The following is a 16,109-nucleotide window of genomic DNA, read 5'->3' as shown; positions in this document are numbered from 1 at the left end:
TATCAAATTAATGAAAAAGTGTTAAATTTAATATGGATAGGTGTTTTATATATGTCTCATTTGGCTAGGTCAGTTCATTCCTTAGCTTTCTTTTTATTAGCAAGCGAACTATCTCTTTACATATGGTATTTGAAAACGGGAGTATGGGATCCAGTAGATTCATTGCCATTTCAGCTATGCTCAATCTCATTGTTTTTAAGTATCATCATGTTGTTAACACGAAAGTTTTTTTTATTTGAAATTACGTATTTCCTAGGCATTGGTGGTGCTCTACAAGCAATGCTTACACCAGAGCTTGCTTATGATTTTCCACATTATCGCTATTTTCATTTTTTTCTAGCACATATCGCCATCATACTAGCGAGCTTGTACATGATTTGGTATGAGAATTGTAGGCCGGCTTTCACATCTATTTGGAAGGCATTTGCTGCTTTAAATGTTATTGCAATAGTTGTCTTTTTTATTAACAAAGCAACAGGTGGAAATTATATGTTTCTCGCACGAAAGCCAATAAATCCAAGCCTAATCGATTTTTTGGGTCCGTACCCTTGGTATATTTTATCCTTGGAAATAGTCGCATTGTTTATGTTTTTTATTCTCTATCTCCCATTTATACGAAAAAAGAATTAAAATGGGTTTGATTTGTACAACAAAGATACGTATAATATAATTTATATGCTTACATAAAATCTGTGTTTTAAAAAGTCGATGCTTATCATTTGGTGACTTTTTAAACATCCTTATATCGTAAAAACAGTGATAGAGACCAGTAACTTTCCACTCACTATCTAGGGAGAAAATGCCGAGACTGCAAGCATTTTTATAGAAGAAGAAAGTGAATTCACCTCTTGAGTTGGCACTGGGACCGTTTTGTCATTCAAAACGTAAAGGTGTACCGGCATTTGCCGTTATCGAAACGAAGTGAACAATTAGTATTTGATAATTGTTAACAAGGGTGGTACCACGAATCTAAACCTCGTCCCTTTTTTGGGATTGAGGTTTTTTATTTTGTCTTGATGTCTAGCTCCAGGCGCCATCGGCTCGAGGTCACAAGCCCATGCCAGGATGGCTAGGATTCCAGTGCTATGCACAGGACGTGTATACTTTTAGCTGGAATTGGGGCGCCTTGTGCTTTTCTAAGAAAAAAGGAGGAATTATGAATGCAAGAAAGATTACTTGAGCTGAAAGAAGAAGCTCTGGCAAAAGTCGAAGCTTCAACGAATCTTAAAGAATTAAACGATATTCGTGTTGCGTATTTAGGAAAAAAAGGACCTATCACTGAAGTACTAAGAGGGATGGGCAAGCTTTCTGCCGAAGAGCGTCCTAAAATGGGTGCGCTTGTGAATGAAGTAAGAGAGCAAATTACTGAAAAATTAACTGCAAAGCAGGAGTTACTTGAAAAAGAAGAAGTTGAAAAAAGACTTGCTTCTGAAACAATCGATGTGACCTTACCTGGAAGACCGATTAAGGTAGGTGGACCTCATCCACTTACTAAGGTAATTGAAGAAATTGAAGATCTTTTCCTTGGTATGGGTTATTCAATCGCTGAGGGGCCAGAAGTCGAGAAAGATTATTACAATTTTGAGGCCTTAAATTTACCGAAGGACCACCCAGCAAGGGACATGCAGGATTCATTTTACATCACTGAGGATATTTTACTTCGTACCCAAACGTCTCCTGTTCAAGCAAGAACAATGGAAAAGCATAAAGGAAAAGGACCTGTAAAAATCATCTGTCCTGGTAAAGTATACCGCCGAGACAACGATGATGCGACACATTCCCATCAATTCACTCAAATTGAAGGATTGGTTGTGGATGAAAACATTCGTATGAGTGACCTTAAAGGTACTTTAAATACGTTTGCAAAGAAAATGTTTGGTGAAGATCGTGAAATCCGTCTACGTCCAAGCTTCTTCCCATTCACTGAGCCTTCAGTAGAGATGGACATCTCATGCTTTAAATGTGGTGGAGATGGCTGTAATGTTTGTAAGAAAACAGGCTGGATTGAAATTTTAGGTGCTGGTATGGTTCATCCAAATGTACTTGAAATGTCTGGATTTGATTCAAAGAAATATACAGGCTTCGCGTTCGGAATGGGCCCAGAGCGTATTGCAATGTTAAAATACGGAATTGATGATATTCGTCATTTATACACAAATGATAATCGTTTCATCAAACAATTTAATCGGGCTTAAGGAGGGAAAAAACATGTTTGTTTCATATAAATGGTTACAAGAATACGTTGATTTATCAGGTGTAACTGCTGAAGAATTAGCAGAGAAAATCACTAGAAGTGGAATTGAAGTTGAAGGTGTCGATCATTTAGGGGAAGGCATTAGCGGAATTGTTGTCGGTCATGTATTAGAATGTGAGCAACATCCCAATGCTGATAAATTAAATAAATGTCAAGTCGATTTAGGTGAAGGTGAACCTGTTCAAATTATTTGTGGTGCACCAAATGTTGCAAAAGGCCAAAAGGTGGTCGTGGCAAAGGTAGGAGCTGTACTTCCAGGTAACTTCAAAATCAAAAAGGCGAAGCTTCGAGGTGAAGAATCAAATGGTATGATTTGTTCCCTACAAGAGCTTGGCATTGAATCAAAACTTGTTTCAAAAGAATATTCAGAAGGTATCTTTGTATTTCCACATGATGTTGAGCCAGGAGCGGACGCGATTGCCCAACTAAATCTTGATGACAAAGTTCTTGAGTTAGGACTAACACCTAATCGTTCTGATGCTATGAGCATGTTGGGGGTTGCTTATGAAGTTGCAGCTATTCTAGGCAGAGAAGTTAAACTTCCACAACCAAAAGTAATAACCTCAGAGGAAAAAGCGGAGGATTATATTTCAATTGCTGTTGATGCAAAGGAAGATAATCCATTATATGTGGCGCGAGTTATAAAGAACGTTAAAATCGGTCCATCACCATTGTGGCTTCAAGCACGCCTGATGGCAGAAGGAATTCGACCACACAATAATGTAGTTGATATTACAAATTATATTTTATTAGAATATGGCCAACCTTTACATGCCTTTGATTATGATCGACTAGGCTCTAATGAAATTCTTGTAAGACGTGCAAATAACGGAGAAAAGATTACAACATTAGACGATGTAGAGCGTACATTAACGAACGAACACCTTGTTATTACAAATGGAACGGTGCCAGTTGCCCTTGCAGGTGTAATGGGTGGAGCAAATTCTGAAGTAAAAAATGACACAACAACAGTATTAATAGAGTCTGCTTATTTTACAGGAAGTACAATCCGTAAGTCTTCTAAGGATCACGGATTACGCAGTGAGGCAAGTGCTCGCTTTGAAAAAGGAATTGATGCAAATCGTACTCGTGAAGCAGCTGACCGTGCTGCTGAGCTAATGGCAGAGCTTGCTGGCGGTGTGGTTCTTGATGGTGTTGTAGCAGTGGATACTCTTGATATTCAACCTGTAGAAGTATCGGTTTCACTAGAGAGAATTAATAAAGTGTTAGGAACTGAGATAACAAAAGAAAAAGTAGAAGAGATTTTTACAAACCTACAATTCCCATTTACTGTGGATAACAATACGTTCCATGTTACTGCACCAACTCGCAGACCTGACATTACGATTGAAGAGGATTTAATCGAAGAAGTTGCGCGGTTATTCGTTTATGATGAGCTACCAACAACACTCCCAGTTGGCGAATCAAATCCTGGCAGATTAACGGATTACCAAGCTAAGCGTCGTTTAGTTAGAAGATATCTAGAAGGTGTAGGCTTATATCAAAGCACCACATATTCACTTACTAGTGCTGAAAAAGTTACTAAATACGCACTTGAAAAAAGCGAACCTATACGTTTAGCAATGCCAATGAGCGAGGAACGTAGTCTTTTAAGACTTAGTCTTCTTCCTCATTTATTAGAAGTTGTTTCACATAACCTCGCTCGCCAGATTGACAGTGTAGCTACTTATGAAACTGGTGCGGTATTCATTACTAGACCTGGCCAGGAACTACCTGAAGAGAGAGAACATCTTGCGATAGCTCTTACAGGTTCGTGGTTATCACCAACATGGCAGGGTGAGAAAAAAGCAGTGGACTTCTATGTGGTTAAAGGTATTGTAGAAGGTCTATTTGAAAAGTTAGGTCTTGGAAATAGAACATCATTCCTTCAAGCAAGAGTGGAAGATATGCATCCTGGTCGTACAGCTACTGTATTATTAGACAATAAGGAAATCGGATTTATTGGTCAAATTCATCCAAATGTCCAAAAAGACTTAGATTTAACACCGACTTATGTGGTTGAATTATCATTAAAGGATGTCTTGGAAGCAGATGTAGAAGAAATACTCTACCAGCCAATTCCAAGATACCCATCAATGACTCGTGACATCGCACTTGTCGTGGACAATTCAGTTGCTGCAGGTGATATGAAGCAGGTCATTATTGAAGCGGGTGGAAAGTTACTCCGCGATGTTACGATCTTTGACCTATATGAAGGAGAGCGTATGGAGCCTGGTAAAAAATCAGTTGCATACTCGATCAAATACTTTGATCCAGAACGTACTCTAACAGAGGAAGAAGTAACAAAAGCACATGAAAAAGTACTAAAGGCAGTTGCAGAGAAATTTGATGCAACATTGCGTTCATAAAAAAATGGAGTGGGTATTTTATCCCACTCCATTTTTAATTTGTCTAGCTTCAGACGTCGTCGGTTCTATGATCTAAGCCTAATATTTCGGAAGGTTGGGGGCATCTTATGCTTGTCGACCAAAGTTGCCCTCCTTTCTTATCTTATATCCCAGCTATTTTCTTCGCTTTTCCTGTGTTTGCAAAATGTAGTTTGGTATACGTGCGCAGTGCACCAACACCATGCTTTTTTATTAGCTTAGCTGCAACAACATCAACCTGAGCACCGGCCCCTTTTTTTAACTCCAAACCGCACTTCTCACTTAATTTATCAAATTCTTTTATGAATGCATAACGAGCGATAATTGAAGCAGCAGCGACTGATAGGTGTACGCCCTCAGCCTTTGTGCTGAAATAAACCTTATCCTTAATTATTTCCTTTTGACCAGAAAGATGTCTAAAATACACGTCTGGAACAGCGAACTGATCGATTAGAATACCATCGGGTGTGGAGGGTGCAATTTTTTTCAAGACATGTGCGATTGCTTGGTTATGTAATAAGGCCTTCATCTTTCCTTGAGTCATCCCTTTAGCTTGAAGTTCATTGTATTTTTCATTATGTAAAATTAACAGACTATAAGGGATGACATGAATAATCGATTCGGCAATCTCACAAATTTGTTTGTCGTTTAAATCCTTTGAATCTTTAACCCCAAGTTCCTTCAATAGCTCGAACTTATCATTGGAAACAAATGCAGCAACGACTGTCATCGGTCCAAAGTAGTCACCTGTCCCAACTTCATCCGAACCAACCATTGATAATGTTCCGATATTTGCTGGCAAGCCACTATTCTTTGGAACTGGTTTGTTAGTTGTGGTCGTTTTACTGGACGTAACAGAGCTGTCCCATTTTGCAGCTTCACTTAAAGCACTATTTCCTTGAAACAATACTTTCCCAGATTTATAAGCTGTAATTGTACAGCTAGGGAGTTTGGCGACAAATAATCCTCCCTGTGGGACCTTATCTTGCAATTGACTTTTATAATCCGTCTTCATTTTTTCTATCGTTTCGAGGGTACATTTTAATACAGTATTAGACAAAAATAACATCTCCTACTATTTTTGGATAAAATTCTACATGTTCTATCATAACGTTTGTTGAGATTTCTTTCCATAAATATCACGTTCATGGTATTATTATCTGTAGGATTGACTAGAATGGAGGCCAAATACTTGTCACAGCCACAAAAAACAAGAACCACTGTAGATATATATGGACAGCAATACTCAATTATCGGGTCTGAGAGCACAAGTCATATTCGCCTTGTGGCCTCAATTGTCGATGATAAAATGAGAGAAATTAGCGGAAAAAACCCGACACTTGATATTAATAAACTAGCAGTATTAACAGCAGTTAATATTGTTCATGAACATCTAAAGTTAAAAGAAGACTATGAAAACCTTGAAAAACTCTTAGAACAAGCAAAAAATGAAAAGGATTGAAGTGATATGTTCGATTTAGTTTTGATTATTATCCTCTTAATGGGATTCTTAGTTGGTTTAAGAAGAGGGTTTATCCTTCAAATCGTTCATCTTACTGGCTTTATTGTTGCATTTATCGTCGCATATCTCTATTATGATGAACTTATGCCAAAATTAGTATTATGGATTCCATATCCATCATTCGGCGACGCCGAGACAATGAAATTTTTATTTGAAAGTACAAATTTAGAAACGTCTTATTATCGTGCTATTGCTTTTGCAATTATTTTCTTTGTTACAAAGTTCCTATGGCAGATTATAGGATCGATGTTAGATTTCCTTGCAAATCTACCAATTTTAAAACAAATTAACGGGTGGGCTGGCGGCCTACTAGGATTTGTTGAGGTATACCTCATTGTTTTTATTGTGCTTTATATCGGAGCTTTACTACCAGTTGAAATGGTTCAGTCTAATCTCAATGATTCATTTATGGCGAAAATGATCGTACAACACACACCATTCTTCACTGGAAAAATTAAGGACATGTGGATTTGACAAGTAATTAGTAACTGACTCCTCTATTTAGTTAGAGGAGTTTTTTTTGTCAAAAATGAAAAAGCTGATACATTAAGTGACTTTTTTGCAAAAAATCTGTATCATTTTGGATAGTTAATCGTATGGAATGATAGGTAGGTGCTAACAGTGACTATTAATAAAAAAGATGTAATCCGTCTATTAGAGACAATTGCAATATATATGGAGCTAAAAGGGGATAACCCATTTAAAATTTCAGCTTTTCGTAAAGCAGCAGCTGCATTGGAAAATGATGATCGAAGTTTATCTACCATTGAAGACTTCACAACACTCCCTGGTATAGGAAAAGGAACCGCAGCTGTGATTACAGAGTACATAGAAACTGGCAGCTCAAACGTACTAACTGAATTAAAAGAAAAAGTGCCAGAAGGACTCATCCCTTTGTTAGACCTGCCAGGTCTTGGCGGCAAAAAAATAGCTAAGCTTTATCAAGAACTGGCTATTGAAGATATGGAAATGTTAAAACAAGCATGCTTAAACGAAAAAATTCAAAATCTTGCAGGTTTTGGTAAGAAAACAGAAGAAAAAATACTCGCTTCCATCGAGGAATATGGCAAACGACCAGAGCGCTTGCCAATTGCTCTCATGCTAGCGCTCGCTGAAGAAATCGAGGAACAATTAAGTAAGATGGACGGAATCTCAACTTTCTCTCGAGCAGGTAGTCTGCGCAGAATGAGAGAAACGATAAAGGACCTTGATTTCATTATTGCAACAAATGAACCTGAAAAAGTACGGGAACAACTATTAAGTCTTAATGGCATAAGTGGTGTCATTGCAAGCGGAGATACAAAGGTTTCCGTTCAAATTTCGTATAGTTATGATATTTCGGTTGATTTTCGTCTTGTGAAACCACATGAATTTGCAACTACCCTTCATCATTTTACAGGCAGTAAAGATCATAATGTGAGGATGCGGCAATTGGCAAAAGACCGTGGTGAAAAAATAAGTGAATATGGCGTTGAAAATAGTGAAACAGGTGAAATGAAAACTTTTGAAACGGAAGAAGAGTTTTATCAATATTTCGGACTCACCTTTATCCCGCCAGAGCTAAGAGAAGATGGCTCAGAGGTAGAAGCCTTTCAACAGAAAGTTGAACACATACGACTTGAAGATATAAAAGGCGACCTCCATATGCACACATCATGGAGTGACGGGGCTTTCACGATTGAAGAAATGGTCGAAGCATGCAGGAAAAAAGGCTACCGCTATATGGCTATAACAGACCATTCACAATATCTTCGTGTTGCAAACGGGCTTACCCCCGAGCGATTAATAGAACAACACAAAGAAATAAAACGATTAAATGAAAAATATGATGATTTTATGATTTTTACAGGTGTTGAAATGGACATCCTTCCTGATGGTAGACTAGATTATGATGATGAACTTATTCGAGAAGTAGATGTTGTAATTGCATCCATTCATTCAAGCTTTTCACAACCAAGGGAGAAAATCATGCAACGCTTAAAAACAGCATTAGAAAACCTTCATGTTGATATCATCGCACACCCTACTGGAAGAATACTTGGGCGCAGAAAAGGATATGACGTAGACGTTGATATGCTAATTGAGCTAGCCAAAGAAACGAATACAGCTTTGGAATTAAATGCGAACTTGAATAGATTGGACCTTTCTTCAGATTATATTAGAAAGGCACAAGATGCAGGTGTCAAACTAGTGATTAACACAGATGCACATAATATAGACATGCTAGAAGATATGGGTTATGGCATTTCTGCTGCAACAAAAGGTTGGATCAAAAAAGAAAGTGTTATTAACACCTGGGAAAAGGATGAACTATTGGCTTATTTAAAAAGAAATTTATAATTCTATTTATTCTCCTCCTGTAGGGAGATACGTCCATATTAAAGTAGTGGGTAGCAAGAAGGGAGTAACAGCATGCAGCCACGAGTTTTAAAGGTTTTAGAATTTGATAAAGTGAAAGAACTGCTAAAACAGCACGTCTCATCCTCATTAGGAAGAGAAAAAGTTGATCAAATGATTCCTTCTACGAATGTAGAGGAGGTTGTTTTTCTACAAGAGCAAACGGATGAAGCATCGAAGGTATTACGGTTAAAAGGAAATGTTCCTCTTGGGGGATTAACGGATATCCGAGCGGCGGTTAAGCGCGCAAGCATTGGCGGTGGCTTAAATACAATGGAGCTCTTAGACATTGCAGGCACTATCTATGCTGGTAGACAAATGAAGAAGTTTGTTGAAGGCATGATTGAGGACGCGATCGAAGTTCCGATTCTCGGTGAATTAGTTGAACGTATTACCCCTTTATTTGAACTAGAACAAAAAATAAAAAACTGCATCGATGATAATGGAGTTGTCATGGATGGAGCGAGTGACAAATTGCGTGGAATTCGCACCCAACTTCGTAGCAGTGAAGCGAGAATTAGGGAGAAGCTAGAACATATTATTCGCTCTTCTTCCGCTCAAAAAACACTTTCAGATGCAATCATTACAATTCGTAATGATCGTTACGTAATTCCCGTTAAACAGGAATACCGTGGGACTTACGGTGGAATCGTTCATGACCAATCCTCTTCGGGGGCTACATTGTTTATTGAACCACAATCAGTGGTTGACCTTAACAATGTATTACAGGAAGCTAGGGTTAGAGAAAAACAAGAAATTGACCGTATTTTACTAGAACTTTCAAATGCAGTAGCAGAGGAATATGAGCCACTCTATCAAAATGTGGACACGCTTGGGGAACTTGATTTTATGTTCACAAAAGCGAGCTACAGTAAAAAGGTAAAGGGGACAAAGCCGAAAATCAACGGGAATGGCTATGTGTTTATTAAAAAAGGTCGTCATCCTCTAATTGACCCACAAGAAGTAGTGCCAAATGATATTGAGCTTGGCAAAGACTACACTTCTATTGTGATCACGGGTCCAAATACAGGGGGAAAAACAGTCACATTAAAAACAATCGGGTTATTAACGATTATGGCTCAAGCGGGCCTACAAATACCGGCACAGGAAGAGTCAGAGATTGCTGTATTTGAATCGGTATACGCTGATATTGGTGATGAGCAATCTATTGAACAAAGCTTAAGTACGTTTTCTTCCCACATGGTTAACATTGTAGATATTTTAAAACAAGTTGACGAAAACAGTTTAGTTCTTTTCGATGAACTAGGAGCAGGAACTGACCCTCAAGAAGGGGCTGCCCTTGCTATTTCAATTCTTGATGAAGTGTATAGTAGAGGTGCAAGAGTTATTGCTACAACCCATTACCCAGAGTTAAAAGCGTATGGATACAACAGAGAAGGAGTAATCAATGCAAGTGTCGAATTTGATATCGAAACCTTAAGTCCAACATATAAGCTTTTAATCGGAGTTCCTGGACGAAGTAATGCATTTGAAATTTCAAAACGATTGGGGTTATCTGATAGCATTATTCACACTGCCAAAAATCATATTAGTTCTGAAACGAATACGGTCGAAAATATGATCGCCTCCTTGGAGAAAAGTAAAAAGGATGCTGAACAGGAGCTTGAGGAAGCTGAAGATATCCGAAGACAGGCAGAGAAACTTCATAAACAACTTCAAGAGCAAATCATTGAATTTAATGAACAACGTAACAAACTATATGAAAAAGCGGAACAAAAAGCAGCTGAAACAATCAAAAGTGCAACGAGCGAAGCAGAAGAAGTCATTCGAGATTTACGTAAAATGAAGCTTGAACAACAAACCCTTGTTAAGGAACATCAATTGATAGATGCGAAAAAGCGTTTGGAAAATGCAGTACCTCAACTTTCGAACAAGACGAATAAACAATCTGTTTCAACTAAAGCAAAAAGAAATTTCGTACCTGGTGATGAAGTAAAGGTAATTAGCTTAAACCAAAAGGGCCATTTAATCGATAAGGCAGGTAATAACGAATGGCAGGTTCAAATTGGGATCTTAAAAATGAAGGTTAAAGAAAAAGACCTCGAGTTTGTTAGCAGTCCGAAACCAGTAGAAACTAAGCCACTAGCGACAGTAAGGGGTAGAGATTATCACGTAAGTCTAGAATTAGACTTACGAGGTGAACGATACGAAAACGCTTTGGTTCGAGTGGAAAAATACATCGATGATGCTTTACTTGCAGGTTATCCACGTGTATCTATTATCCATGGAAAAGGAACAGGTGCTTTGCGTCAAGGAGTTCAAGAATACTTGAAAAATCACCGCTCCGTAAAATCTACAAGATTTGGGGAAGCCGGAGAAGGTGGAACAGGCGTTACAGTAGTAGAATTAAAATAAATTTGCAAAGAAATGTAATCTCTAACAGGGAGAGAAGATAATGGATCAATTTTGGGATAATGAATTTGTGTTAACGGCTGCTAATTACAGTGTTGTTATTCTGTGTTTAGTTCTGTTTATGGCCATATTTGAATTGGTCACCAAATACAAAAATTGGGAAGAAATCCAAAAAGGAAATCTCTCAGTCGCAATGGCAACCGGAGGGAAAATTTTCGGGATTGCAAATATATTCCGCTATTCCATCCAAAACCACGATACATTATTTGTCATGATTGGCTGGGGAGTATTTGGATTCTTCCTTCTTCTAATTGGCTATTTTATTTTTGAATTCTTAACCCCGAAATTCGACATAGATGTTGAAATACAACAAGATAATCGCGCAGTAGGATTTATATCCATGATTATATCGGTGGGACTCTCATATGTAATCGGCGCAGGGATTGGAAATGGTGGTTTTTAATATGGAAAAGCTAGCTAAAATACTGTTAGTTGTAAGTGGAGTATTTGTTATTGTTGGTATCCTTTATTTAGTGTTATAAGATAATGAGCTGTTGGGAATTAACCAACAGCCTTTTTTATTTGTCATTTGGTAATTTGTCGTAAAACGACATAAACTTCCGCAACAATTCATGAATCTAATTGTCACCGAATATTCTATATAATATAATGAATATAAATGGTTTGAAAATTCAAACTGGTCTTTGGATACGTCTTCGTATTCTTTAGAATGATTTAAAGGGAGGTTATTAGATGGAGTTAGAAAGGCCGTGGTTAGCAAATTATCCTGAGGAAATTCCGCATCAGCTCGAGTATGAAAACATCCCGATTCAAGCATATTTGAAAAGAACTGCTAGTGAATTTCCTCAAAAAATCGCTGTTCATTTTCAAGGAAAAGAATTAACTTTTTCACAAGTGTATGAAGAATCTTTAAAACTTGCAAACTATTTAGTGTCTCAAGGCATCAAAAAAGGTGACCGAGTTGCCATTATGTTGCCAAACTGCCCACAAGGTGTAATTGCTTATTATGGTGTCCTGTTTTCAGGTGCAATCGTGGTACAAACAAATCCATTGTATACAGAAAGAGAACTAGAATATCATTTAAAGGATTCAGGTTCAAAAGCGATTATTACATTAGATATTCTTTTTCCGCGTGTCTCAAAAGTGAAAGCGCTAACAGAACTTGAACATGTTATTGTAACCGAAATTAAAGATTATCTCCCATTCCCAAAAAATTTGATTTATCCTTTTATCCAAAAGAAACAATATGGTATTGTAGTCAAAGTGGAACATGAAGGAACAAATCATTTACTAAGGGAAATCATAAACACATCTGAAGCTAAAGAAATCGATATTGACATTGACCCAGTCGAAGACCTTGCCTTGTTACAATATACAGGTGGAACAACAGGATTTCCAAAAGGAGTAATGCTAACACATCGAAATTTAGTTGCTAATACGATAATGTGTTCAAAATGGATGTATAAATGTAATAAAGGAGAAGAATCCATTTTAGCCATTCTGCCATTTTTCCATGTGTACGGAATGACAACCGTATTAAACTTATCCATTATGATGGCTGCAAAAATGATCCTTATGCCGAAATTCAACGCAGGAGATACACTGAAAACGATTCATAAACAGAAGCCAACCCTGTTTCCAGGTGCACCAACTATGTACATTGGTCTGTTGAATCATCCTGACCTAATGAAATATGATTTATCTTCGATTGAGTCTTGTATAAGTGGTTCGGCGGCTTTGCCACTTGAAGTACAAGAACAATTTGAAAAAGTGACTGGTGGAAAGCTTGTAGAAGGATATGGTTTATCGGAAGCTTCCCCTGTAACACATGCTAATTTAATTTGGGGACATCGCGTGAATGGAAGTATTGGATTACCATGGCCGGATACAGATGCTACGGTGCTTTCAATGGAAACAGGTGAACCTGCAGATATAGGGGAAATTGGAGAAATCGTCGTAAAAGGTCCTCAAGTTATGAAAGGATATTGGAATAAGCCTGAAGAAACTGAAAATACATTACGTGATGGTTGGTTATTAACAGGAGACTTAGGCTACATGGATGAAGATGGATATTTCTATGTGGTGGACCGCAAAAAAGATATGATAATTGCTGGCGGATTTAATGTTTATCCCAGAGAAATTGAGGAAGTATTGTTCGAACACGAAAAAGTACAAGAGGCTGTCGTCGCAGGGATTCCAGATCCGTATCGTGGGGAAACGGTTAAGGCTTATGTCGTCTTAAAAGATGGCCAACAACTCACAGAGGAAGAGCTTGATAAACATTGTCGAAAACATTTAGCAGCATATAAAGTTCCAAGAGTATATGAATTTAGAAAAGAATTACCGAAGACCATTGTAGGCAAAGTTTTGCGCAGGGTATTAGTTGAAGAGGAAAAGGAAAAACTAACAAAAATAAATTAAGCAAAGTAGGATCGATCAGCTCTAAATACATCATTAGCGTTAACATCAGTGAGGAGCCATGATATGAGCCTGTGGCTCTTTTTCTTTCCCTTAATAGAGCAAATGAGAAATTAAGAAGATAATCTTGACAGTATATTGATTAGGTTTTATTATAGAAATATGAATGACTATTCATTCATTTTTCTGAAAGGACGTAAGAACTTGAAAAATACAAAACCAAAATATAAGCAAATCATAGACGCAGCGGTAGTTGTTATCGCGGAGAATGGGTATCATCAATCTCAAGTCTCAAGAATTGCTAAGCAAGCAGGCGTGGCAGACGGAACAATATATCTATATTTTAAAAACAAAGAAGATATTCTTGTATCTTTATTCCACGAAAAAATGGGCGAATTTATTGAAAAAATTGAAGCTGAAATAGCAGGAAAATCGAGTGCGGCAGAGAAGTTATTAACATTGGTAGAAAAACATTTCGAACTTTTAGCAGCTGATCATCATCTTGCAACCGTAACTCAGCTTGAATTAAGACAATCAAATAAAGAATTACGTCATCGGATTAATGAAGTACTTAAAGGGTATTTAGGAACCATCGATTCCATCATTCAATTTGGGAAAGAAAATGGTGAGTTTAATCCAGCCCTGGATGTCCGTTTAGCAAGACAGATGATATTCGGCTCAATCGATGAAACTGCAACCACTTGGGTCATGAACGAACAAAAATATGACTTGCCATCCTTGGCAAAAGAAGTCCATGCTCTATTAGTAAATGGTTGTGGATTGACACACATCTAGTAATTTTTAACTTTATTCAGCGGGTTTCTCATAACATTTTAAGTGGTAGCATAGTGTAAAAGGGTAAACAATCTAATTGAGGAGTCAAACCTTGGCTGAATAAAGTTAAAGCCTCCGGCTGATGCCACGATTTTTCAAACGAAACTTTTCGAGCAATAAAATAAGTTTAAAGACTAAGAACAACGCACATCCTGTGGCAACGTCTTAATGACCCACTTCCTGTGGACCTAAAAATCGGGCTCAAATACGCCGAGGCGCATTTGATTGAGGTGTGTTACATACATATTCTTAATTAGGAGGATGCAGATGGAGTTTTTTAAAGTAAAGATTGCTGAGTACATTGCTACTATTAGCATTAATCGACCTCCAGCGAACGCATTATCAACTGCTGTTTTGAAAGAGCTTACAAGTTTACTAGATGACATTGAGAAGGATGATAATGTAAGAGTTCTAGTAATCCATGGGGAAGGTCGCTTTTTCTCTGCAGGGGCTGATATAAAAGAGTTTACAACCATAAACTCTGGTGAAGAATTTTCAAATCTTGCAAGACAAGGGCAATCTCTATTCGAAAGAATGGAACGATTCCCAAAACCTATTATAGCTAGTATTCACGGTGCTGCCTTAGGTGGCGGTCTTGAACTGGCAATGGCTTGCCATTTCCGCCTCGTTAGCAATAAGGCAAAACTCGGGTTACCTGAGCTACAGCTTGGACTAATCCCTGGATTTGCTGGGACAGCACGCTTGCCTCGCTATGTTGGTGTTGCTAAAGCTGCTCAAATGCTTTGGACAAGTGACCCAATTAGCGGTGATGAGGCTGTACAGTACGGATTAGCAAATCAAGCTTTCCCGGAAGAAAATCTTCACGAAGAAACAATGACAATTGCTAGGAAGATCGCTCAAAAAAGCCCTTTATCTATACAAGCGACCATTGAATTATTAAATTCAATGAAAAATGAACAATATATAGAAACTGTCAAAAGAGAAGCGGTTTTATTTGGAGAAATGTTCATTTCAGAGGATGGACAAGAAGGAATATCAGCCTTCATAGAAAAACGTTCGCCGACATTTAAAGGGAAATAATACTAGATTTGAAGAAAATTAATAGTTTACAAGAAATTGCACAATACCTTTAGGAGGGAAACTCATGAACATCTTTGTTATTTTGAAAAGGACATTTGATACTGAAGAAAAAATTGTAGTAAGCAATGGACAAATCAGTGAAGATGGGGCTGAATTTATTATTAACCCTTATGATGAATATGCGGTTGAAGAAGCAATCCAACTCCGTGATGCGCATGGTGGCGAAGTAACTGTTGTCACAGTTGCCACAACTGATGAAGCTGATAAAGAGTTACGCACCGCTTTAGCAATGGGTGCTGATAAAGCAGTTTTGATTAATACAGAAGATGAACTAGAAGAAGGAGACCAGTTCACAACTGCAAAAATTTTGGCTGAATACCTAAAAGATAAAGAAGCCGATATTATTTTAGGCGGAAATGTTGCAATTGATGGTGGTTCAGGTCAAGTTGGCCCGCGTGTAGCAGAAATTCTAGATATTCCTTATGTAACGACAATTACAAAACTTGATATCGATGGTTCTACAGTAACAGTAGTAAGAGACGTTGAGGGTGACTCTGAAGTTATTGAAACGACTTTACCATTACTTGTTACATGTCAACAAGGGTTGAATGAACCACGCTATCCATCTTTACCTGGAATAATGAAAGCGAAGAAAAAGCCGCTTGATGAGCTTGAGTTAGATGATCTAGATTTGGAAGAAGATGATGTACAAGCAAAAACAAAAACAATTGAAATCTATCTTCCACCAAAAAAAGAGGCTGGACGTGTACTTGAAGGCGATTTAGAAGATCAGGTAAAAGAGTTAGTTTCACTCCTTCATAACGAAGCTAAGGTGGTATAAGTTTTCGGGTAATCTTGTATG

13 protein-coding genes and 1 other annotated feature are annotated in these 16,109 nt (G+C 37.8%); of the genes, 12 read left to right on the top strand and 1 reads right to left on the bottom strand.

Annotated features, from left to right (window positions below; all coding sequences use genetic code 11):
- From ACR65M_RS00770 to pheT, 3 genes are all read left to right on the top strand, one after another.
- The coding region (locus ACR65M_RS00770) for a YwaF family protein (RefSeq protein WP_440272287.1) at nt 1-630 on the top strand (630 nt) is incomplete at its 5' end.
- Nucleotides 631-747: 117 nt separating this feature from the next.
- Nucleotides 748-987 (top strand) — a binding site (T-box leader).
- Between the two features lie 173 nt (nt 988-1,160).
- On the top strand, nt 1,161-2,195 hold the full coding sequence (gene pheS, locus ACR65M_RS00765; protein ID WP_121447642.1) for a phenylalanine--tRNA ligase subunit alpha: 1,035 nt from the start codon (nt 1,161-1,163) through the stop codon (nt 2,193-2,195).
- Between the two features lie 13 nt (nt 2,196-2,208).
- A complete protein-coding gene (gene pheT, locus ACR65M_RS00760; protein WP_440272286.1) occupies nt 2,209-4,623 on the top strand; it encodes a phenylalanine--tRNA ligase subunit beta in 2,415 nt (804 codons plus the stop codon).
- Nucleotides 4,624-4,765: 142 nt separating this feature from the next.
- On the opposite strand, the gene rnhC is transcribed toward pheT, so the two are convergent.
- Entirely contained in the window at nt 4,766-5,701 is a 936-nt protein-coding gene (gene rnhC, locus ACR65M_RS00755) for a ribonuclease HIII (protein ID WP_341330679.1), read from the bottom strand.
- Between the two features lie 132 nt (nt 5,702-5,833).
- Between rnhC and zapA the strand changes: the two genes are divergently transcribed.
- The 9 genes from zapA to ACR65M_RS00710 all read left to right on the top strand — a co-directional run bounded on the left by zapA (nt 5,834) and on the right by ACR65M_RS00710 (nt 16,088).
- Nucleotides 5,834-6,103: a cell division protein ZapA gene (gene zapA / locus ACR65M_RS00750; RefSeq protein WP_121447645.1), complete on the top strand. Its 270-nt coding sequence runs from the start codon at nt 5,834-5,836 to the stop codon at nt 6,101-6,103.
- Nucleotides 6,104-6,109: 6 nt separating this feature from the next.
- The gene (locus ACR65M_RS00745; RefSeq protein WP_121447646.1) at nt 6,110-6,637 is read left to right on the top strand and encodes a CvpA family protein; all 528 of its coding nucleotides are present in this window, start codon (nt 6,110-6,112) and stop codon (nt 6,635-6,637) included.
- 147 nt (nt 6,638-6,784) lie between these two features.
- Nucleotides 6,785-8,503 carry a DNA polymerase/3'-5' exonuclease PolX gene (gene polX / locus ACR65M_RS00740; protein ID WP_440272285.1) on the top strand — a complete coding sequence of 573 codons (1,719 nt, stop codon included), beginning with the start codon at nt 6,785-6,787 and terminating at the stop codon, nt 8,501-8,503.
- 72 nt (nt 8,504-8,575) lie between these two features.
- Nucleotides 8,576-10,936, top strand: a complete 2,361-nt coding sequence (locus tag ACR65M_RS00735; RefSeq protein WP_440272284.1) for an endonuclease MutS2 — start codon at nt 8,576-8,578, stop codon at nt 10,934-10,936.
- Nucleotides 10,937-10,976: 40 nt separating this feature from the next.
- Nucleotides 10,977-11,396 carry a DUF350 domain-containing protein gene (locus ACR65M_RS00730; protein ID WP_341330682.1) on the top strand — a complete coding sequence of 140 codons (420 nt, stop codon included), beginning with the start codon at nt 10,977-10,979 and terminating at the stop codon, nt 11,394-11,396.
- Between the two features lie 290 nt (nt 11,397-11,686).
- A complete protein-coding gene (locus tag ACR65M_RS00725) occupies nt 11,687-13,375 on the top strand; it encodes a long-chain-fatty-acid--CoA ligase (RefSeq protein ID WP_341330683.1) in 1,689 nt (562 codons plus the stop codon).
- A gap of 201 nt (nt 13,376-13,576) precedes the next feature.
- Entirely contained in the window at nt 13,577-14,167 is a 591-nt protein-coding gene (fadR, locus tag ACR65M_RS00720) for a fatty acid metabolism transcriptional regulator FadR (protein ID WP_121447651.1), read from the top strand.
- A 306-nt stretch (nt 14,168-14,473) separates the two neighbouring features.
- Nucleotides 14,474-15,247: an enoyl-CoA hydratase gene (locus tag ACR65M_RS00715; RefSeq protein WP_440272283.1), complete on the top strand. Its 774-nt coding sequence runs from the start codon at nt 14,474-14,476 to the stop codon at nt 15,245-15,247.
- 64 nt (nt 15,248-15,311) lie between these two features.
- Nucleotides 15,312-16,088 (top strand): electron transfer flavoprotein subunit beta/FixA family protein, encoded by a 777-nt coding sequence (locus ACR65M_RS00710; protein ID WP_440272282.1) that lies wholly within the window; start codon nt 15,312-15,314, stop codon nt 16,086-16,088.
- Nucleotides 16,089-16,109 lie beyond the last annotated feature (21 nt).

This window comes from Ferdinandcohnia sp. SAFN-114 (assembly GCF_059415045.1).
Note: the sequence above shows the minus strand (reverse complement) of the source record. Positions and strands in the feature narration are given on the sequence as shown.